Annotated in this window: 22 protein-coding genes, 1 tRNA gene and 1 pseudogene; 6 read left to right on the top strand and 18 right to left on the bottom strand. The window is 36.3% G+C overall.

Annotated features, from left to right (window positions below; genetic code table 11):
- Window positions 1-167: 167 nt before the first annotated feature.
- Window positions 168-253 (bottom strand) — tRNA-Leu (locus ASU1_RS04785).
- Window positions 254-647: 394 nt separating this feature from the next.
- Between ASU1_RS04785 and ASU1_RS04780 the strand changes: the two genes are divergently transcribed.
- The gene (locus ASU1_RS04780; protein ID WP_039195136.1) at window positions 648-1358 is read left to right on the top strand and encodes a phosphoribosyltransferase; all 711 of its coding nucleotides are present in this window, start codon (window positions 648-650) and stop codon (window positions 1356-1358) included.
- Window positions 1359-1549: 191 nt separating this feature from the next.
- On the opposite strand, the gene ASU1_RS04775 is transcribed toward ASU1_RS04780, so the two are convergent.
- From ASU1_RS04775 to ASU1_RS04745, 8 genes and pseudogenes are all read right to left on the bottom strand, one after another.
- A complete protein-coding gene (locus ASU1_RS04775; protein ID WP_408608511.1) occupies window positions 1550-2371 on the bottom strand; it encodes a tyrosine-type recombinase/integrase in 822 nt (273 codons plus the stop codon).
- Window positions 2372-2472: 101 nt separating this feature from the next.
- Window positions 2473-4386 (bottom strand): annotated as a pseudogene (gene mobH / locus ASU1_RS04770) (MobH family relaxase).
- Window positions 4387-4484: 98 nt separating this feature from the next.
- Window positions 4485-5072 carry a recombinase family protein gene (locus ASU1_RS04765; protein WP_005620738.1) on the bottom strand — a complete coding sequence of 196 codons (588 nt, stop codon included), beginning with the start codon at window positions 5070-5072 and terminating at the stop codon, window positions 4485-4487.
- A gap of 362 nt (window positions 5073-5434) precedes the next feature.
- Window positions 5435-6406, bottom strand: coding sequence for an ArdC family protein (locus ASU1_RS04760; RefSeq protein WP_039195133.1), 972 nt, complete (start codon window positions 6404-6406; stop codon window positions 5435-5437).
- A 75-nt stretch (window positions 6407-6481) separates the two neighbouring features.
- Complete coding sequence (locus ASU1_RS11665; protein ID WP_051889506.1) at window positions 6482-6928, bottom strand: hypothetical protein; 447 nt, start codon at window positions 6926-6928, stop codon at window positions 6482-6484.
- Window positions 6913-7368 (bottom strand): hypothetical protein, encoded by a 456-nt coding sequence (locus ASU1_RS11660; protein ID WP_051889505.1) that lies wholly within the window; start codon window positions 7366-7368, stop codon window positions 6913-6915. The genes ASU1_RS11665 and ASU1_RS11660 overlap by 16 nt, the downstream gene beginning before the upstream one ends.
- A gap of 73 nt (window positions 7369-7441) precedes the next feature.
- Window positions 7442-7621 (bottom strand): hypothetical protein, encoded by a 180-nt coding sequence (locus ASU1_RS04750; protein WP_100068060.1) that lies wholly within the window; start codon window positions 7619-7621, stop codon window positions 7442-7444.
- Window positions 7622-7766: 145 nt separating this feature from the next.
- Window positions 7767-8117 carry a hypothetical protein gene (locus tag ASU1_RS04745; RefSeq protein ID WP_005607882.1) on the bottom strand — a complete coding sequence of 117 codons (351 nt, stop codon included), beginning with the start codon at window positions 8115-8117 and terminating at the stop codon, window positions 7767-7769.
- 459 nt (window positions 8118-8576) lie between these two features.
- On the opposite strand from ASU1_RS04745, the gene ASU1_RS04740 reads away from it, so the two are divergent.
- From ASU1_RS04740 to ASU1_RS04720, 5 genes are all read left to right on the top strand, one after another.
- Complete coding sequence (locus tag ASU1_RS04740) at window positions 8577-8963, top strand: TIGR03757 family integrating conjugative element protein (RefSeq protein WP_051889504.1); 387 nt, start codon at window positions 8577-8579, stop codon at window positions 8961-8963.
- Complete coding sequence (locus ASU1_RS04735) at window positions 8960-9898, top strand: TIGR03756 family integrating conjugative element protein (RefSeq protein ID WP_005607875.1); 939 nt, start codon at window positions 8960-8962, stop codon at window positions 9896-9898. The genes ASU1_RS04740 and ASU1_RS04735 overlap by 4 nt, the downstream gene beginning before the upstream one ends.
- Before the next feature lie 19 nt (window positions 9899-9917).
- Complete coding sequence (locus ASU1_RS04730) at window positions 9918-11918, top strand: integrating conjugative element protein (RefSeq protein WP_039195131.1); 2001 nt, start codon at window positions 9918-9920, stop codon at window positions 11916-11918.
- Between the two features lie 21 nt (window positions 11919-11939).
- On the top strand, window positions 11940-12353 hold the full coding sequence (locus ASU1_RS04725; protein ID WP_005607867.1) for a hypothetical protein: 414 nt from the start codon (window positions 11940-11942) through the stop codon (window positions 12351-12353).
- A 132-nt stretch (window positions 12354-12485) separates the two neighbouring features.
- On the top strand, window positions 12486-12872 hold the full coding sequence (locus ASU1_RS04720) for a hypothetical protein (RefSeq protein ID WP_039195129.1): 387 nt from the start codon (window positions 12486-12488) through the stop codon (window positions 12870-12872).
- A 35-nt stretch (window positions 12873-12907) separates the two neighbouring features.
- Here the strand turns inward: ASU1_RS04720 and ASU1_RS04715 are convergent, their stop codons facing one another.
- Genes ASU1_RS04715 through ASU1_RS04675 form a run of 9 tightly spaced genes read right to left on the bottom strand, consistent with a single transcriptional unit; the run spans window position 12908 to window position 21744 of the window.
- The gene (locus tag ASU1_RS04715) at window positions 12908-14398 is read right to left on the bottom strand and encodes a conjugal transfer protein TraG N-terminal domain-containing protein (protein ID WP_039195127.1); all 1491 of its coding nucleotides are present in this window, start codon (window positions 14396-14398) and stop codon (window positions 12908-12910) included.
- Window positions 14399-14415: 17 nt separating this feature from the next.
- Window positions 14416-14742, bottom strand: coding sequence for a hypothetical protein (locus ASU1_RS04710; RefSeq protein ID WP_005607856.1), 327 nt, complete (start codon window positions 14740-14742; stop codon window positions 14416-14418).
- Window positions 14729-15160, bottom strand: a complete 432-nt coding sequence (locus ASU1_RS04705) for a hypothetical protein (RefSeq protein ID WP_039195126.1) — start codon at window positions 15158-15160, stop codon at window positions 14729-14731. Before ASU1_RS04705 ends, ASU1_RS04710 begins: the two co-directional genes overlap by 14 nt.
- The gene (locus ASU1_RS04700) at window positions 15157-17967 is read right to left on the bottom strand and encodes a conjugative transfer ATPase (protein ID WP_039195124.1); all 2811 of its coding nucleotides are present in this window, start codon (window positions 17965-17967) and stop codon (window positions 15157-15159) included. Before ASU1_RS04700 ends, ASU1_RS04705 begins: the two co-directional genes overlap by 4 nt.
- Window positions 17968-17969: 2 nt before the next feature.
- Complete coding sequence (locus tag ASU1_RS04695; protein ID WP_039195122.1) at window positions 17970-18368, bottom strand: TIGR03751 family conjugal transfer lipoprotein; 399 nt, start codon at window positions 18366-18368, stop codon at window positions 17970-17972.
- 10 nt (window positions 18369-18378) lie between these two features.
- Window positions 18379-19836 (bottom strand): TIGR03752 family integrating conjugative element protein, encoded by a 1458-nt coding sequence (locus tag ASU1_RS04690; RefSeq protein WP_039195121.1) that lies wholly within the window; start codon window positions 19834-19836, stop codon window positions 18379-18381.
- An 8-nt stretch (window positions 19837-19844) separates the two neighbouring features.
- Window positions 19845-20735, bottom strand: coding sequence for a TIGR03749 family integrating conjugative element protein (locus tag ASU1_RS04685; RefSeq protein WP_005607840.1), 891 nt, complete (start codon window positions 20733-20735; stop codon window positions 19845-19847).
- The gene (locus tag ASU1_RS04680; RefSeq protein WP_005607836.1) at window positions 20735-21376 is read right to left on the bottom strand and encodes a PFL_4703 family integrating conjugative element protein; all 642 of its coding nucleotides are present in this window, start codon (window positions 21374-21376) and stop codon (window positions 20735-20737) included. The genes ASU1_RS04685 and ASU1_RS04680 overlap by 1 nt, the downstream gene beginning before the upstream one ends.
- Window positions 21373-21744 carry a TIGR03750 family conjugal transfer protein gene (locus ASU1_RS04675; protein WP_005607834.1) on the bottom strand — a complete coding sequence of 124 codons (372 nt, stop codon included), beginning with the start codon at window positions 21742-21744 and terminating at the stop codon, window positions 21373-21375. The genes ASU1_RS04680 and ASU1_RS04675 overlap by 4 nt, the downstream gene beginning before the upstream one ends.
- Window positions 21745-21771 lie beyond the last annotated feature (27 nt).

The raw sequence follows: 21771 nt of genomic DNA, 5'->3' as shown, positions 1-21771 counted from the left end.
CCTTAGGGCTGCATTTTTTATATCCAATTGTTACCAAGCAGAAATAACAAGCGGTTTAATTTGCAAAAAAAGCCGCAAATTAAACCGCTTGCTGTGTGTAGTAAGTTTATAAAAAGAGAATAATAAGAAAGGTTTATTTTAATCAATAAAAGGAAATTTATAAGATTTGGTGCCTAGGGTCGGACTCGAACCGACACGTTTATTCAACGGCGGATTTTGAATCCGCTACGTCTACCAATTTCGTCACTCAGGCTAAGAGTGGTTTTCTAGATTTTACCAAATTTTTTAGTGGTTCTACGCAAAGGATTTTGAATCAAGTGCGTAGGAATATATTCTAGTCAAAACCGCTAAAATACTTCCTATTGTCTGGGTGTACCTAGCCAATACATCCCAAAATGGGTATTGATCACTTAATCAACACTGTCGATCCTACACAGCTTTTTTATGTTTGTAAAGCCTGAATGTAGGTGTTCTACAATAGAATCAAGGAAAAACTTGACATTATTCTGTAACATTCCCAATATATTGTTAAATGTAGTATGTCCTTGACATTATAATGTGAGTCAGCACATATCATACGAACTAGCATCTAATTTCTTAAGCCACGAAATTTTGTGGGTTTAGTCTTTTAAAACAAATATTTGAATATGAAGTTTATTATTGATAAAAATAATTGTGTAAAAATTGAATCTGACCAGCCCCAACAAATGTTGAAATATAAATGGGATACCACATATCTTTACTCAATTATTAAAAGACAAAAAGAAAAAAGAAGAGCAGGTCGCCCTTTGGGAGATAATTGTCCAATGTTATATGCATTAAAGAACAGTGATGGATTATCTACCGATGATGAAACAGTAAAAAAATTATTTTTGTATGTCCGAAATAGCATAAAAGATTGTTTTAAATCGAATTTTCCATTTGACGCTGTAATTGTAATGCCTTCTAAGCATAGTATAGGATATGAATTAGCACAGATTATAGGGGAACTATATAAAGTTCATATTATTACAGACTATTTAATGAAAAATACTCCCCAATCTGCTATTGATAAGGTTATACATAACCCTGATATTCGGTCAGATATTAAACAACGAATAAAAACAGCTATTAATCGAAATATGGACAACTTAACAATTAAGGCGTTAAATACAAAAGATAGGAAGTACGTACCGCTTTTAGTCAAGAATGTAGGTTGGCTTCCTGTAAATACTAGAAATGTTTTACTAATTGATGATATTTGGGCATCTGGAACAACCTTAAAGAGTGCAAGAGGATTGATTGAACAGTGGTCACCTCAAGTAAAAAGTATTTCTGCATTAACGTTATTTAGCCCAATATCAGAAAAATATATTTGATTTTTAGAATTAATATAGTAGAATTCTTAGTAGACAGGGCAAATGTCCCCCCGGTCTTAAAACAAAGCAGGGATCCGTAGGGGCCGGCATCAAGGCCAGCTTATAATGAGCAATATTGATGCGTTAGGCAGCGGCTAACATTAATGGGGAACTTAGTTCCCCATCATTTTTCTAACTCCTTTCCTCAGTAGCTATAATAAGTTTACTGAATCTCTTAACATTTCCACGTCATGTTCTATATATCCTAATGTAACGCTAATATCTTTGTGCCCTAGTAATTTCTGAACAACATAAACGTTTTCCGGATTCTTCATTAATGATGTTGCAACTGTATGTCTAAAGCGATGAGGAGATGAGGTAAATCCAACAACTTCAGATATACGTCTAAATATATGAGTAACCTGATCTACACTCATAGGCTTTCCTTTTCTACGGGTTACTTTAGAAAAGAGATTGAAGTTAAATAATTGACTATCTAAAGGCTGCTTCTGTTTTCTTAGTTCTTCAACTAATAGCTCTATGTGGGGATATAAATTATCGGAAATTGGCACAATATGATAGTCGTGATTTTTATTAATCTCTGGCGAAATATAAATAATTCTACGGTTGAGGTCTACATCTTGTATTTGTAGTTGTACTAATTGAGAACGTCTTATGCCGGTGCAACGTAACGTCATTACCAAGCAATTAATAAACCAACTTGGCTTTAGCATTTCTGGTAATACGATATTCCCATTTAATGCATAACTTAATTTATCCAACTGTTCTTTCGACAAAGTCTTCTTCTTGCGCTTAGATTCTTTAATAAAAAGCCCATAAAACGGATTATTTGAAATCTGGAGGATATTGTATTTAATACCAACATTGTATATAGCTTTTAGATGTCTCACATAATTATTCCATGTAACTGGTTTAATTTTGACATCTAGAATTTCATTTCTCCAGGTAATTAAATCAATATTATTAATACTGTCTGCAGATCTATCTGGAAATCTTTGCTGGATAATATTTATTATGTTTTTGTAACTACGTTTAGTATCTGGACGTAAATAACTGCGGTAGAAAAAAAAATTGTTCTAATAGCTTATTAAAAGATACTAACTTTTCCATGTACTTACTCCTTTTCTTGTAAAGTTAGGCATAAATTATTTAACAAGATTTTATCTCCAAAAAAGAGACGAGTATCTTTTATCAAATATCCTGTTAAATATGAAGTTTTTCTTGGTCCTGCGACAGCACAACGCCAGAAATTTATACTATCAGGCTTACCTTTTCTCATTACATTTTTAGGAGTATGCAATCCTAGGTCTTGAAATCGATACTGTAAATTTGTAATGGCATCTTTATCGTAAGGTAATCCTGCTTCTTGTAGAAATTGTTCAAATATTGTTGGAGATACGATAAATAGTGCCCCATCAACAATATGTAGCTTTGCTGTATTTTTGCTAATTGCAAATTTATTCTGAGCAATTCCTTGTTTTAACCAATCAACAAACTGTTTACCCAAGTGAGAATCTTCAATAGGGGCTGTCGTTGTATGGTTACATTTCTGGGGATGTACTTGCTCTACTTTATTTACTGGTTCAATATAAGGTTCATTTGGCTCTACATTATCAATTACTGGTGCAGCAGATATATTATTTTGTGCTGATTCAGAATTAATGTTTGCATCAAACATATTCAGCAACTGTTCTGTCAAATCATTTTCTATTTCAGCTGTAGATACAGTTTCTTCAATTTTATGGGCTGTTTCAGTTTCTTGTTGTATATTGCTTATCTCAGGTGCTGGAGGGATATTTTCCGGCACCACAATTTCTTGCTTCGACATAGATAAATTTTCGCCTACATGTGAATTAGTATCTATTTTGACTTTACCCGCAAAATATTGTGGTCTAACACTGACATTTTCCCAAGCAACTTCAGGCTTTATTTTTAATAAGGTAAATGATGACGGCGGAGTCCAACCCGAATCAGCCTGAATTCGACAATGCCATATTGCAGTTCCCTCAGTCGTTGCCTCTACAATCCCTAGGGATTGCATTTCATCAAATAATTTTCCATTATCTTTAGGTACTGAAATCCCTTGTCCCAATAAATAAGCCCGAATACTATCAGCAGTAGTTTTGCTCATTAACCATAATCCGTCTTCTGTAAACCAACCATCAGCCGGTCCTTTAGGAGTATTAAGTTTAATCTTGTGTTCCAATAAATAGCGTAATGCCATGACTAGTTGTTTTGCTAGTGAATTGACAGGGCGTTGTACCAATTTATTTACATCACCTCCCAAGGCAACTGTAACACTGTGTTGATCAGCTTTTTGAACAATTTCAGATAATAATCCTGCTTTATCATAATGTCCGGACATTGCGTACATTAATGATGATAAGACTTCTGGGAATTGTGCAATCCAATCAAATGCTGATTTCGGGATTAATTGATTTGCAAGAAAGCTACCTATAACAGGGTGAAGCTCATAATCTCTACCTTTAATATATTTGAATTTATAAGGTTGAGATGGTATTCCATTCCATGCAAACCATCGTGTACCATCTTTTAGAATAATTTCAATGTCTGTAATAACTTTCCCAATATCATGAACTAGGGCAATATAAATAGCTGCCGCAGTCCAAGCATCACGTTGTTTAGATTGATCTTCTGGAGCTGCATTCGGTGGTAAAACGTAGCTTTGGCGCAATTTAGCAGAGAAGGCAATAACTTATAAACCGTGATCAAGCATACCACCTATATGTGAGTGATGATGGGCTTCTGAAGCGGGTAATAACTGTACAATCTCAGCGTAATTTTCTATTGGCTTCTGATAAAGTGTATTAAACATTTTTCTATCCATAGAAACTTGCTGCCAAAGTAATCCAAGGTATTTTTTTCGTAAATCAGTACTAAGTAATTCATTGGCATTTCTAGGATAAATCCAACCATCTTTGTCTTGGATTAGATGAGTATTATCTGGCTCTGATGTAGGTAATGGTGAAGGCTCTTTTTTTAAAAGTTTAGTGAACATTTTTAGCATAACATAATCTCTATGATGTAGTGGAAGAATAGGCCCTTTGGCCTTTTCGCCTTTTTGGGTAAGACCTTTCCCCTTGGAAAGGTTACCCTTAAAAGCCCTTAGGGGCTTTCCTTTATCCTTTTGCCGTTTAAGTCTTTTTCCTGTTTCAGGTAGTTATAAAATGTTCCTTTAGAAATGTTGAGCGTTTTACATATGCTATTTACGGTATGCTTTTTACTGTAATACAAGTCAAAGGCTTGTTGTTTTTGGTTTTCATTAAGAGACTTTGGTCTTCCACCTAATCGTCCGCGCGCACGAGCAGCGGCTAAGCCTGCCCGAGTTCTTTCTCTAAGGATATCAACTTCAAACTCTGCTAATGCAGAACTGAAATGAAAAAATAATTTACCAATTGCTGAACCTGTATCAATTGAATCTTTAATGCTTTTTAAATTGATATTTCTTTGTTGCAGAGAATCAAAAAGTTCAAGTAAATTCTTAGTTTTACCACCTAAGCGGTCTAGCTTCCATATAACTAATGTATCGCCTTCTCTTAAATATTCGAGGGCCTCTAATAATCCTGGGCGATTAAATGAAGTACGAGAGTCTTTATCATTAAAAATCTTTTCACACCCTACTTTAGTGAGGGCATCAATTTGAAGCTCTAAATTTTGATCTTCTGTTGAAACTCGAGCATAGCCAATTAACATAAAATAACATCCATATAGTATAAAAACCCAATTTACAGATAAATTCTTGAACATTGATTTTTGAACTGAGTTATTGAACTTAAAATAGAGGGGAAAATGAAGACTTTTTTGTTTTTCGAAAAAAGTCAAAAAAACGTTCGTTTTTTGGACTTTCGAAACGGCTTGAAAACTCTGCATAAAAAGAACATAGTTATTGGTAGAATATATGTGCGTAGCAGGTATGATTTATGCGATTATTTATAAGTTTTGAATAGGAGTACAATATGGAAAATTTAACTATCAACTTTTGCAGAACAGATGAAGAAGTAAAGTTCGCTAACTAAAAATGCCCTAGATATTAATCTAGGGCATTTTGTTTTTTATTATGCTGCTTCAGCAAAGAATTTTTCGTATTGCTGCTGAACATTGAGTGCATCCATCATGTATTCACACGCATTACGTGCAAATCCTGAGGCTTTAAATATTGCTCGTTTGTCTTCCTTCAATACTTTAATCCAGCTTTCAATATAGGCTGCATTTTGCGGAACTTCATTGAAACCTAAATGAGCACAAACAAACGCACTACCCATTTCTGCGATTAGTTCTTCGAAAGCATAAATTTTATTACCAAATTTTGCTTTGCCGGAAGTAATACCTTCACGATGTAAGCGTTTTGAATGGCCTGTTGCGTGGGTCATTTCATGAAGTAATGTTCCATAAAAGCCCGCTTCTGAATGAAATTGTTTCATTTCCGGCATGACTACCTTATCCTCTATAGGATGATAGAATGCACGCGAACTTGGCTTGACTTTAACTTCCAAATCCATTCCTTTGATCATTTGCCGGATTTCAGCAAATAAGGTGTATTGTGCTGAGCCAGCATTATCATTTTGAACTGACACAGAATCATACATTGTGGTCGGAAGTCCATCACATTGTTCAATATTAAAAAGAGGATGTCTTTTTAAAACAGCAAAATGTTCCATTTCTGGATTTCCATCTTTATCCAAGATTGGATTACCTTCATCATCACATTTTTCACGATCAATCGGATTGTAATTTACAACAATTGTTGCTTTTTCTCCTTTGCGCACGCGACCACCAAGTTTATTGGCAGCTTTTGCTGTGATCCATTTGCTTTGTTTATAACCTTTTTCAGCACTTGCTATCCATAGCAATAAAATATTAATTCCTGAATAGTGACGGCTAGATACCGCATTTTGAGGTAGTGCAAGGTTATAATCAGGATTATTCCAAGGTTTTAGCCATGGAACCGTTCCTTCTTCAAGGCACTTAATAATGCGATTAGTAATTTCTTGGTATAAGTCAGGTTTATGTTGAGTTTGAGTGTTCATAATGTGTTCTCCTAAAATAAAAATGGAGAACACTCCCATTGAGGAAAGTATTCCCCAATGGGTAAGAAACGGTGTTTAATTCCCGTTTGTGTTTAAGTGTAAGTGTGGTAGAGATTTTTGCATTAATTGTGCTTGACGACTAATCAATCCATCTTTTGAACGAGCTGCTTTAATAGCTTCACGAATCAAAATATAGCGGTAGCCTCCAAAGGTTTTATCTTCTTTGTTATAAGCTAAATAACCAAAGTAATCTTCCCCTAAAGCGATTCCTGTTGCTTTGTCCAATACTTGAGCATAGACATTAGCAATTTTGATACCTTTTAATGCTGCTTTGCAAAGGCTTTCAACATCTTCAAAATCGCAATCATACATATAGGTTTCAAAATGATTTGCATAAAATTCATGAGGCTCAGTTACAAATTCAATTCGATAATGCTGTGTTTCGAATTGATAAGCGACTTCTTTCTGATACGGCGTTGCTTCAATAATTCGATAACCTTCTTGTGCTAATTGCTTCGACAAGTCCGAATATATTCCGCTAAATCCGCAACAAATTCATCCCATAGTGCTTGATATTCTCCGACTTTATAGGTTGGGAAATACCAATCTTTTTTTGCATCTTCATCAAAGAAACGAAAATCTGCGGCACTTGGTGCATGCAAATCCATCGTGTTAAAGTGAGAATAACGATAACCAAAGTGATTTCGTCTTATGCTTATCAAGTTATCCCCGTAGTTTTGCCACTCAATCAATGATCTTGTTAGTCTTTCAAATTTCTGGTATTTGCGTTTTTGGTTTGGGTAAATGCGTTGAAACAATCCTAACCAATAGGTATGTTCCATGTTTCCATAAAAAGCCATACCATCGCCCTGGCTATAACCTAAGGACCAATTGATTTCAAAATCATCTGGAAAACCAGCATTTACTAATTGAGTATTAAAATAAGCGGTTAAAACGTTCATAGTGTTTCTCCAAAATAAAAGGGAAACACTACATCCATAAGGGAATTAGGTGTTTCCCTTATGGGGTAAAAGTTTAATCAATAGTAACTAATAATGTCTTTTCATCTTTTTGCTGCACATTCATAAAGCGGAAGTGTGCTCCATGAGTTGCTGGCATAGCTTGAAGAAAACGTACTTTCTGTTCGCCTTCTTTACGCTTTTGCCAAGATTGAATTGCATTACGAGTAATATCTTTATGTAATTGAGATAGCATCACGTGATTATTCCTAGTCCAATGTTTAGGGATAAAACCTGATACAGTGTTGAGGTTAATTTGAACTTCCATTGCATTTCTCCAAAAAAAGGGAATGCTAATCCCATAGAGATATAGTATTCCCTATGGGATAAGTTAATAGAAATTACATGAGATTAAAGGTTATCAACATGCCAATTAAAAAGCCAACTAGAGTGGTAATAATAGAAATACCAATCCAATGTTTGCGCTGTGCTTTGAGTTCACATTCGAATGCTTCGGTTTGAGCAAAGAGATCTGCTTCAAATTCAGCCCTTAAATGTTCATATTCTTCATCTAGTTTTTGGTTGATACCGCTTGTAACCTCGCGATATTTTGAGGTAACTCGTCTTCTCGCAGATACAAAAAGATTACCAAGTTTATTCCCTATTTTCCAAAATACAGATGATGTTTGTGCTGCGGCAGGTTGAGAGTCAAATGGGATAATATCCCATTCAGGGTGAGATTTGAGAGTCATAGTTATTCTCCTAAGTTAATAAAAAAATCCTCAGGAGAACACTTCCAGGGAAGCGTTTTCCCTTGGAAGGTGATAGGTTTAGGTGGCATTCCTGCAAAATTACAGTGTTTCCTTTCAGAATGCTGGAAGACATTTTGGCATTGAACTCCTTTACCTCAAGGGTAACCGTCGCTTCTCAAGAGTTCTTGCGACTTTTTTAAGAGCTGTTCCCAGCGACTTAATAATGACAATATACGATTTTTTTTATAAAAAGGGAAATATTTTTTGCTTAAGAAATTAAGATGTTTTACAAAAAAATCTCCTATTTTTGAACAGAGTTTTTTCTGTATCGTTGGTTAAAATATCGCTAACTTTCACATTTATATTGGCTATCTAAGAGAGGTCTATAGTGTGAACAAAAGATATAACTTTTATTCCTATTTGGCATTATTGATTGGGAGTGGAATATCCCCACTAAGTATGGCAAATATTGAACCTATTATTTCTGTCTACACCACATCATCATATCATCTCACCCATCAAGAACTGGCTACTCAGGTCTATTATCTTGATAAAGTAACGAATATAGAAAATGTCATTAGTCAAGGGCTTAGTCATGATCCTGTTATGGCTGAACAGCAAGCTAAAGCATTATTTAATTCGCCACAATGGGCTGAAAAGGAAGCCCTTATCAAAGATGCTTATACTGATGTAATTAGTGCTTGGCAAAACGGTATTAAAAAAGTACCTGCTGTTCTATTTCAGAATTCTACTGGAGAAACCTCTGTTATTTATGGAGAAACGAATATAGCGAAAGCAAAAAAGTTGTGGGAACAATGGTTCCAAAATAGAAAGGAGGGACAATGAAATTTAACCGTACTTTATTAGTTAAATTACTTTCGGCAGCAATTATTACCTCGTTTATTCCTGCTCAAGCCTCTATTAATACCGCATCAATTATGGCTTCGAGTGCTTCAAAAAGTTGTTTGGATTATAAAGTGGTAGGTACATGTTTTTGGCTATTTTGCACAAAGTTTGGTTGTACGATTCGTACATCTACTAAAGTAAAACACTACATTCCAGAAATGGTTGTCTCTAGCTACAACCATGATGGTCAGAATCCCTGGTCAGAGGTTTCTTCGTTCAATAAAACGGCTGTTAAAGGTGGGGAATATCGTTCTCCACATAAACAATACACTCAGTTTACTTTTAAGAATGCCGATGCAATTGGTCATCCGCAAGGAGCAATATCTCAGGTGCTAAATAGCACAGGATATTATTGCAAAAGTCAAACTACACCTTTTGTTCCTTACTTCTTAAGTGGATTAGATTTCTTTGCTTGGAAAGAGAATTTACCAGAAATGTTTTATCCGGAGGCGATGGTTCCTGGTATGAGAGAAGTTAATCAAGCAGGAGATCATTGGGGAAATATCTACCCTCGTTCCGGTGCGATTAATCAAGTTCATGACTACAAAGCCTCAGCAGTTATTGCTCAACGTGTTGCAGATATTGTTAGTCGAATGGCACAACCCCACATTTATTTACCTGCAGCTAAAAAAGGAGGTGCCGGCGAATGGCCTCCTGGAGCAGTAGAAGAAAGTAATTCCCGTACACATAAATGGCAGATGCTCCATCCTAAGATGGAAAGATCTTGTTCTGTATTTCCTCATGGAAGTTCTGTAGAAACACACTCTAGAAAAATGTCAGTGAAAGGTGATTATTCTTGGGCACTTTGGCGACCTTATAGTTGCTGTAAGCGAAGAGGTCAGAAATTTTTATATAGTATTGACTGGCAACGATAATTAGGAAGGAGAAACAAATATGACAAAAAGATTTTCACTCAATCATATTACTCTTTTAGTATTAGGCTGTTTATGCCTTAATACTTCAAATGCGAATTCCATTACAGATAAGTTAGAATTTAGCAAATCAGATGCTATTTTGTCGGATAAAGTATTTTATCAAATCGGTGGTGGTGCAGGTTATATGGCTCCACCTAGTCGTGGAAAAACTAATGCAGTCGAATTAGGTGTTGGTTGGAAATCTAATTTAATGTGTGGCAATTTTGATATTAAAACCACAATTAAAAATGATTTAAATGGACTTAAAGATGGCTTTAAAGATTTATTAGGAAATGTTATTGATTCTGCGAAAGGTGCTGTTGCAAGTATGCCGGCAATGGTGCTTCAACGCGCCAATCCACAACTTTATGATTTAATTACTAATGGTGTATATCAAGGGAAATTAGACTTCAATCGTCTTAAAACTAGCTGTGAAGATATGTCGCAAAAGTTAGCTGACTATACGTTAGGCGGGAAATGGGGGCAAGCTGCAGATTTAGAAAGTTTTAAAGATATTACCTCAACCCAGCCTGATGCTAAGCAAGCTAAAAAAGATCTTGAAGACAAACAGGGTAAAGAAGGGCGTGCTTGGATTGGAGGGCAGAAAAAAGGAGGACAAAACCAAGAGCCAATCAATTTAGTGGGCGACGTGGTAAAAGCTGGTTATAACTTGCTAAATAAACGCAATGTCTTAGATACAGGAAAAATTTCAGAATCTTTATGTGACGGTAATTTATGTAAGACGTGGGATAACCCACAGACTGCTGCTGACTTTTTAACAAAAGTGATCGGTGAACAATCAATTTCGACTTGTAAAACAGATTGTGGAACGAAAACGAGCGCGAAAGCAGGTGTAGGATTAAGTCCGGAAATTGAAGAGGAACATGTACTTACTATCGGTAAATTGGAAAAAGTACTTAATATGAGTACACCCACATCGGAATTTCTTGCTGAACTTAGCTCAAATACTGTACCTGTTACACGCGGGTTAATAGAGGCATTACGTGAAGATCCTGATGTGGAAGTATTAAGCCAACGACTCTCTGGGGAGATTGCAACCTCGAAAGTCATGGAAAAAATGATGCTATCTCGACGTGCAATTTTAGCTGGTATGCGTGAACCCAATGTGGCCAATAATGCAGATGCACAGGTAGAGTTAGAGCGCATTTTAAACATTATCGACCGAGAAATATCCCAAGTAAAACTTGAAATGGATATGCAAAAGGCGATTACTAGTAATACTGCTGCAACTATATTACAAAATAAAGCTGAAAGAGAAGCACATGCTGGTTCGTATAGTTTACCGAAAGATAGCTTGGATAAACGTGTTAAAGAATTAGAGTACGGAACTCCATCGCCAGCTGACGGAGAACAAGAAAATAATATTTCTTTGCCACGAAAAATGATTACTTTAGGTATTCCAAGTACAAGCAACGTGGCTCCATTTATACCATCACTCAATACTAACTCCAGTAGTGCGAATTTAGGAAGTTCGTACTCTAAAATTAATTCAATTTCAGGAACTGCTCTACAACAAGCAACAGAGTTACTTAAACATTTTGAAGGTTTTAGTTCAAAGGCATATTGGGACGTGAATGCTTATCGTTCTGGGTATGGTTCAGATACTATTACACGTGCAGATGGAACAGTTGTAAAAGTGACAAAAGATACTATTATTACAAAAGAGGATGCTGAACGTGATTTAGTACGCCGCACGCAAGTATTTGCAGACACGGCAAGAAAGCAAGTATCGTCATCCACTTGGGACTCTCTTTCTCCAAGTGTTCAAGCAGCTCTAACTTCTTATGCTTATAACTACGGTTCTTTGACTAGTGATGTTATTAAGGCTGCAAGAGTTTCTGCAAGCTCGGGAGATATGTCAGTGTTAGCTAATACTGTCAGGAAACGTCAAACTAACAATAACGGCATTAATGCAAAGCGTAGAAATCAAGAAGCGGATTATATCTTAAGTGGTTCATAATTATGGTAGAAGGAATACATTATGCGTAAATTAACAACATTAGCAGTATGCTCGTTTATATCTTTACCGGTTTTAGCAGAAAATATCTCAATTTTTTCTTGTACTGCAGAAGACGGTAATCAAATTCTGATCCAAAAAACTGGCGCAGACTATCAATTTTCATATGGGAAAATCTTATTTAAGAATCCAGCTAAACAAGTACTGAAAAACGAAGGTTCTTATGTGGCGACAGGCTCTGGTTTTACAACAAGTGCCTTAGAAATGAAAAGTAAGAGTCATTCTTATACTATTGAGTTCGTACAACCTAGAGGAACCAATGTAATTGACTCACCAATGTTGTATATTACAAAAGGTAATAATACAACTGAAATAAAATGTGATACCAATAAAAAAGTTGGACAACATTTTGAATACAGTAAAATGAACATTCTATAATTATAGGTAATAATGGGCTAAGTTTCTTACTTAGCCTTTTTACGTTTGAGTAAATTTTGTTGATTTTATCTTTAATTTAGGCTTATATTTAATCAACATTGTTAGTCATATATAGCGAATAAGGAGGTCTATATGACATTCCAAGATTTAGGTGCTAACTTTGCTAAAGTAGCTAAATTTATTGATAATAAACTTGATTTCTTACCGGTATTGCCGAGAAAAATACTTCTTTCTGCCGTGTGTATTATCGGGATTCCATTTCTTGTTATTGCAGTTTTACTATTAAGAGATTGGTCATCTACTTCAGATATAAATCCCCATGCTCATGAATTAGATGAGTTTGATGGATGTAGAGATGAGTCCCTAAAATTGGAACTAGGCAATAACTTTGTAAATCATGACGATGAAGAATCTTATCAGTTTATTAAGGATGGTTTTTATTCGGCTGGTCCTGAAGGAGAAGGGTTCTACGCTAACGGATTTAAAATGCCTGAAAATACAGATAAGGATTGGTTATAAAATGAGATAGAGAAATATCTCTATCTCATTAGCGTTTATTTAACTTTATTTACCAAGTTACCACCTTGGGCTCCTGCCGTTTGAGATGTTCTGGTTCCATTAGCAATTTGCTGAGCCATATCTCCTATATGTATTCCCGCCCATGAAATAGCCCCAAACCAAATCGCCGGTAGAACTAAGAATAGAGAACCCATTACAAAATTCACAATAAAGTCATCTTCTGTATTTTCTAAGAAGTATGGATTAAGACTATTATGGGTTGCTGAGTTATACAGAACATCTAATAACCAAGAATCTAGCCATCGAGCTAGTTCCCACCAAAATGTTAAAGCTACTAATGCAAAATGTACAAAGGTTAATGTGATCACGGTTTTTAATGAATATCCACTCATTACAATGACAAGTGGTAGTAGAATAACCACTGACATTAATGCAAACGCATGAACCATTGGTAGAGCTTGTCGCATCGAATCTAATGCTGGGAAAATACCAATACTTCCTACTGCTGACCCAGCTGATGCAACTAAACGATTAACTGCACCAGTAAATGTAGGATCTAAATTACCTCCATATCCAGGATAGATTTTCCCTGAAGATACATTCAAATTTTCAGGCCTTACTAGAGTACGTAGTAATGATTCTTCTGCACCATTTTTCTTACTAAAGAATTCTTGGACATTAACTGAGAAATTTTGTCTCATATCAGCAAGCAATCGATATTTTAGTCCAATGGTATTTTCAGCCCACCATTCATTACACGCTGGAAACCCTCCATTCCCTGTATTGGGCAATCCCGAGTCTCGTTTGGCATCATACGCCCATAGATTATTAGGTTGTTGTGCGCGATAACGAGGATATAGTTCACTATTAGTAACTAATATATTACCTCCTAGCCAACTTACTTCACGAACTTGAGCAGGGCTTAATGAAATTTGACTCGTCTGTAGTTTTTGACGCGCCGGAATATAACATTGCTGCACAAACTGACGTAATTCAGTAAGCAATGCGGGGTCATTAATTTTCTCGTGTTGTACTTCGAAACGGATTTGACGTAGATCCGGTTTACACGGAATTGCGGCAACTAATGCGTGTGTTATCCCTTTATTAAGTTGATGGAAAAATCCCCACCATAGGGGTACCTTAGCTTGTTTACCACTTAACTCAGAGGTTAAATCACCGTAGCCACTATCTTGAGGAGCTTGTGGCACCCGGTAACCGCAAGCTTTCGATTGTTCTACGTTCAATTCAATATTGTTTAATTGAATCGGAAGCGTTGGAGCTAGTACAATGACAATAACAAACATCGTCGGAAAGAATTGTAACCCTAGCCACCGGATAAGTAAGTCACCTTTATTTCCTTCATCATCACCTTGTTTTTTCACATCAATAAAAGTCTTAAACAGAATTACAATGAGTGGAATTAAGAATATGCCTGTCTGAATTAATACCGCAAAAATATTGTTATTGATAATCCACGCAAGTAGCGTAAGAAAATATTCTAAATAACTATCAACCGTAAATGTCATGTGATTCTCCCGTTAAATTAGCCCAGAAGATAAAATAGATTTAATCCTTCAATCAGGATAATGCTGGATGCAATGAGTAGTTTAGCTTTGAGAGATAAATGCACATATTTATTTACCGCAAACATAAGAGCTAACACTATGGTATAAAGCACTATTCGCCATAAAAACCAGCCTAAACGGGTATCATAAAACCACGATTGAAAATCTACATTAAACATACCGGTATTATTCATTATCAGGCTACTGGTAAACAAAATAACTAGAATATTGATAATAATAATGGATAATACTTTTAGTGTGTTTTTTAGCCATTGACGCTTAATGCTTAATTTAACCGGGTTCATTATTTTGTTCCTCCACATTACACACCGTATTATGCCCATTTAATGTAGACAAAACGGACATCGTTAAATGAAGGCTTTCTGCTAAAAACATAGTAAGCCAATAGGCATCCACATGATCAGCTACATCAATAGTCAGCCGAGCGGGCCATTGTTTCTCATTAATTTGTGGTAATCGAAAACGCCCAGTAATATTTAGTAGAATAGGTAATTTATCCTTATCTCCTTCAAGCTCCAGCCCCCAGTAATGACGAACCACACGGTGCGGATAAACAACGATTGATTTTCCTTGCCCTATTTTGTTCGTAATTGTTTGGCTGAATGCTTGGAGCATCTCTAATATTTCCGGTGATGAGATATTTAATGTTTCTTTTTGAGGACCAGCATCAAATAAATAGACCGGTTGTAGTGTAGTATTCATGATAGGATTCCTCTCGCAGCATCAATTCGTTTAGCTACAACCAAAGCGGCATCAACTTCACTAAAGTTATGCTTAAGCATTAATTGTCTACGTTCTGCCTTTTCTTCTTTTTCCGTCATGCCAAGTGCAAGGAAAATACTTGCTGGCACAACTCGGAATAATGCTTCCATATTGGTTGATAACACCACGCCTTCAGTGTATTTCCGGTCAGATTTTTTGGCCGAAGATAACATGATTTTTTGCGCATCAGTTAGTTTCCGGAAACGATCCACATCTTCGATTTCTTTGGTTGTCACATTCAATAGTTCCCACCATTCCAACATACTGAGTAACTTACTTGCTTCATTTGGAAAGTCATCTACGTTTTGTGTTGCAAGCCATAACCAAATACCTAATTTACGCCACATTTTAGAACCTTTTACAAGGAACTTTGACAATAATGGATTGACCGTAATAATATGAGATTCGTCGGTCACATTCACTATTGGGCGATAGCTATGTTGGTATTTTTCACCTAAACTATTAATGTGATTAATTAATGAAATATATGAAATAGATAATTCGGCTTCATACCCATCGCGTGCAAACATGGCTAAATCGACCAGCGTAATATCAGCTTCTGGCCAAATTTCCCCCTCACGGTTAAAGAATTGTCCATTTACTCCGGTACAAAACATTTCTAAGGATTCAGCCATTTCAGCTAAACGAGAACGTCGTTCTTTTCGAACTTCATCCGATTTGCTTAATTCATCCAGGGCATTTTTTACGTCTTCAGTTAAGGTTTGACGACTTTCATTTTTTGCTTTACGTGCGGCATTAATAATGGCTTTACGAATTGCGGCACGATCTGCCCGGGTCATTCGCTCATCTTCTTTACTTTCGCCACCTGTAATCATTAGACGTGTAGTTAATTCCATTTCAGCGAGTAGATCTCGTTGTTCTTCTCCCTCATCTTCGTCATCTTCAGAATCATCTGGAACGTCTTCAGGATTAAGTTCCATATCTAATAATTTATGAGCTTCAGAAAAAAGGGGTAATACAATGCCACTATTGGGTGATAATGTAATACGATTAACGGTTAAACCAAATCGCTCAGCATAATCAGCAAATAACCCAAAGGAATTACCAGCCTCCACAATAAAGAGACGAGGGCGGTGTATTGCCATTACTTGTGACATTTGTGCACAAAGTGTTGCAGATTTACCCGAACCCGTTGGACCAAGTAATAATTTATGTGCATTTTTAGTTCTGTCTTTTCGATTTAATGGATCAAAATCAAATGGTGCGCCGCCTCTGTTAAAATAGGTAATACCAGGATTACCCGTACCGGTATCTCGCCCAAAAACAGGTAATAAGTTCGCTAAATGTTGCACAAAATAGTATTTAGTATAGTAATGTTTGGTATCAAGCTGGGGATTGAAGTTCATTGGTAACCAGCGCAAATAACTATTTAGCGGGGCAACTTCTGCATTTTCTTTTACAGGATCAAGGTTATTACTTAATAGAATTGTGCGTAATTTACGTGATCGCATGCGTAATTGTGCTTCGTTTTCCCCTCGTACATAAAAGGCAATACTTGCTTGGTATAATTTATGGTTTTCCTTTAGGTATTGTTGAACGGTCAAACAGTCTTGTTTTAAATAACGTGATTCGAAGTTTTCACCTACAGCACGGCTGCTAAGTTTTTCTAAATGTGCTTCTAATTTGTCTTGTGGATGTACTACTATTGTAATAGCCATAATGGTTGATTCTGGCAACAAATCAAAAAGCGCATTAATATTGCGTCCACGCGTAATTTCTCCCGTCATAAGCCCTATATCAGGCTGACGGCGTAAATTATTTACTACGATGACTTCATGAGGCTGACCGTCAAAATACCAATATTCCCCTTTATTTTCTGGTTGGGAATAAAATAAATTCTCACTAAAATCAGTAAACGCAAGAGGAATGTCATTATTGACTTGGTTGCTATTTAAATAACGATAACATTCATTGTTACTTAACCCTTCAAAATTTACTGAGGGATTTGGATTAAACCAGCGTAAAAGCCATTCTTTAATTGCATTTTCCTTCAATCTGGAAACTTGTAATCCGGCAGTAGTTAAAGCACCATTAGCTCGTTCACAAGCATTATTGAGTAACTCAATGGAATTATATTCATCGTTTTTATCTACATAACGATAAATAACCATGCGGGTTCGACGAATACGGCCAGACCAAGCTGTATTCGTTACACGATCATCAATAAACAAGCCTCCTGGCTTACCAATATCATTAAAATGCTTTTCTTGAATGCGTAACCATTCTTCAGTAAATTCACTTCCTTTTGCCTCTTTTGTGACATAATTACGTAGGTTCTCAATATAAGGTTGTAAATCGTCATCATCCTGACAGAAGAATTGCACAACATAAGGATTTGTATCTAATTCATCAAAGCTATCCTGTAGAGCATCTTTAACTAAATTTCTGATACGGCTAAGATAATTTTCATCACGTCCTGCTGTACCAATAGGTTTAATTTCAAAAACAGCTCCCACACTTCTCGCATCATCAAGTAACATTACGCCTTCAGCATCGAGAAATTCAGCCCAAGGTAAATGATCCACAAAAGAGGGAGCTTGCCCATATAGTTTCTGATTGTGCTGATTAATAGAAATCTTGCCACTGCGCTGAATTGGTCTAGGCATTTGTATAGTATTAGATTCTTGTACTTGGTTATTCATCTCGGGTTCAAGATCTACGTGTTGTACACCTTGAACAGCCTTGCTAGGTTTAAATGATGAGAGTACTTCACTTAAAAAAGACATTGTTATAGTCCTCTTGTTCGTTCACCCGGTTGTGCATATTGCACCCGACTGTAAAAGGGAATTACCGTAGAATAACCGGGGATAGGCATTGGTTCACCAGAAGGAGAAAGGTGCGGATATACATACATCACTAAATCAGGGTTAGGTAGTCTAGGAAATAAATTATCAATTTCATTTTCAGCTGTACGCGTATAACTGCGCTGCTCGGTATTAGAGATATAATCTACAGGATCGATTAAACGGCTATCTTGTGAACGATATTGTTGTAATTGCCCACTTCCTGCATTTTTATCCCAAACATCACGTATAGAATGTCCATTTGTAGGAAGTAAATCTTCAGATGATGTTGAACAACCAGTAAGTAAAGCAGTTAAAAATAGAATACCAATACGTGCTTTCATTATATTTCTCCTAATCTAGGCGTGGTGTTGATTGTGATACACGATATTTCACTTTGCGGCCTAATTTGTTGTAATCAATTGCTATCTCTTTATTTAAATGAATTGCAACAGGATGACCCGGTGGCACATAGATTGCATCAAACATTTGACCGTAGCGTTCTCTAAACCAGTCTGCGGTTTCTTTTAATCCTCCACCTAATGCTTGCCCTAAAATATATTTGCTATTATCGCCTGTTACGGCACCGACAACGCTATTACCATCTACTACGGTGGTCGTTTGTGCTTGAGAGAGTCCTTGCGCAGCAGCACTCGCTCCAGCAAGTAAGAAATTAGAACCTAAATATTCAGGTGCATTAGTTTTACGTTCTCCAGGTACACAAGGAACCCCTCTATCATCTGAAATCCAACCAATGCCTTCATCACTCTTGTTACTTGATTGTGATGAAGTCACAATTCGACCGTCAGAGAAAACAAATGTCATACTTTTTATATCACCGCGTACACAAGATAATGTCCAATCACCGGAAGCTGTCCCTGATACAATTGCACCTTCAACATCGGGTAGTTCAAGACCATTTGCAATAAGATTCTCACGTCCAATAATGACTTTAAATGGATAAGGATCCGTCACATTATTACCTATTGGTACACGACCAATTAAAGCCGTCATTGAAATAGAACCTAATAAAGTCGAATTTTCTGGTAATGTATAAAATGGCTTTTCTGTTGCTTTTATATTTGATTTATTAGCACTACCTGTCGTTTCATCCGTACCATTAAGAAATGGTAATCCTTTTTTTTGTCCTGTTGATTGTTCATCAGATTTCAACTGAGATGGGAAACCAAAACTGTTTGCTCTTGCGCCGTCTGCAACAGGTTTCCCATTTGAATCCAATCCAATTTGATCGCTAGGTTCCACCCATCGAATACCAGGTTCTAATATCACTTCACCATTATTGGCATAAGTACCATTATTAACAGGTAAATTATTATTTGCCTGACCAAAACCTTTTTGAGTACTATCATTATTTTGGCTATTTCCTGTTATGTTATTAGCGTTCTCTACTGATTCTACTAATTGACGTTTTAACTCAGCAATTTCAGCTAATAATGGCTGTGTTTCATTACGGATAGCTTCATTGATTTGATAATTCGTGTCTTCTTCTTTACGTGTTAAACGTTCATTTTCACGTTTATATTTATCTAATTCATTTAAGGTTTGATCGAATTTTTTCTGATTATTTTTTGCCGTAGCTACGAGCGTACGTAAGGTATCTTGCGGAGTATCGCCTTGAATACCCATTGCTCTAATTTCTTCCGGTGTAAGATCATTAATAGAAATATCAAGTACGTCACGTTTAGGTTGTTCGACTTCAGATTTAGAGGGAGAGAATAAAAACCATCCCATTGCACCAACTGCGGTAACTACAATGGAAACAATGACATAAAGAGCTTTGTTTGCTTGCATAGTTCCTCCTATTTAGTTGATTGAGGGGTAACTGTTTTTCTTGTTGTTACCGTCGTTTTTTTCACCTTTTTAGGGGCTTTGTAGATTTTTGTTTCAGGAATAACAGCATTATTTGCATGTCCTTCCGTTACTAAATAGACAGTCGTTGTGTCTTCCGTACTACCATAGCCACCTAACCAATTATGCTGAAAAGTTGCTGCATAAAAGCGACCTTGTAACTCTCTTGGGTCAAGTATAATCCGTGAAACACCACGATTTTGTAAACGGATAGCAGTTACTACATAGTTATCCAATTGCCAGCTCATTAAAGGATTGGCTGTAATCGGATAAGCAGGAAGTAATGTGGTAATTTTTTCAGGTAGACGATGTGCAACGCGTCTTACTCCATCTAAAGGTTCTACAGTGCGTAATGGTGCGTAAAGTGATTGTGCAGCATAGCGTGTCAATGCTGCAGGAATTGGAAGTTGTGGTATTTTGTTATCTACTTCATCATTGGCTATATAATCATCTTGATTTAATGAACCTGACTGTTTTTCAACAATACTATCAGATATTACTTTAATCGCTTCCGTAGGATTATTGACTTTACTGTGTGCCCCTATATCAAAAAGAAAAATTTCACCGGTGACCACATCACGAAATTCAAAACGTGTTGCTGGAAATGTTTCGAGTGCTTTTAAATACACTGCGCCGCCGGTAGATTGAATACGAACTTTGCCTTCAAGCTCTGCGGGATAACCTACTTTGACATTTTTATCCATAAAAATGATACGTTCAGCTTTTACTTGTAAAGCAACTGGAATCGGTTTTCTTTCCCATTTTTGCAAAATATCGGCAAAAGCCTGTTCAGTTGTACCTACAGCTAAAATAGATAATAGGCATAGAGATAAGCGTTTCATTATTTATTCCCCTCTGTATTTTCAATACCTTCTAAACGTTGAGGAATAGATGTATAGCAATTAAATCCTAATCCCCAAGGGTTTCGTTGTGAATCAATATCCATTCTCACAATACTAATTGGAAAACGCGTAAAGACACGTTTTACTGGCTCATCTTCGAAGTATTCATCAACACTTAGATCTAAATTAACTCCCCAACTATCTTTGCTATAGATAGTTACTTTATCTTCACTAAAACCTCGTCCTACGATTTCGTAAACACCACGAGTACGATCGCGTAATTCATTATGGCGTAAGCGATCTTTATAATCTTGTCGTAGAAATGCTTCGCAGTTCGGTGTAAGTAACGGTTTTAATGCGGTAATATTCTTTTCATAATCTTCTTCACCATTCACATTCCAACGATTTAATTGTTGGAATACTTGGTAAGCAAAGGCATAGACTGTTGAATTAGGTACATCCCACCAAGGGCGTTGGCTAGCAGCTCTTATATCAGGTGGAATATAAATATTTAAGCGGTTTGGGAAGGTATAGATAACAAATGAAAGCACCAGTATTACGATAAAAAATAATCCGGCAAAAAATTGTGCTGTTCGAATATGGCGATCTTTTTCATGTAATTGACTTTTTAAATGACTCATTTTTGGTTTCCTTTTTGTCTACGAATGGACCAAACACCTTCACGTCGAATAAATTTGTTACCCATTAATATTTCATCCAATTTTTCTTCAATCTTACGATTTAAATAGGATTCTGGTTTTCCTCGTTTTAATGCAGCTACAATTCCTTTTCCGATTAATACCGTTAATATGCATAGCAACATTCCTAATGCCGGTATAAGTAGCCACCAATCTGTTAAAACCCATAAGAGGAGACCAATAATTAAACCGATGACAAACCCAATCGCAGCAGAAATTCCAAATTCTGATACAGTCATTCCACCAAATACTGTAGCTTCTTTGTTTAAACGAATTGGTAAAAAGGGAATTGTTTTTTCATTATCAGCCATATTGGCTCCTTATATGGATTACATTGA

The sequence above is a fragment of the Actinobacillus suis ATCC 33415 genome, from assembly GCF_000739435.1.
In the GTDB taxonomy this organism is placed as follows: Bacteria; Pseudomonadota; Gammaproteobacteria; order Enterobacterales; family Pasteurellaceae; genus Actinobacillus; species Actinobacillus suis.
Note: the sequence above shows the minus strand (reverse complement) of the source record. Positions and strands in the feature narration are given on the sequence as shown.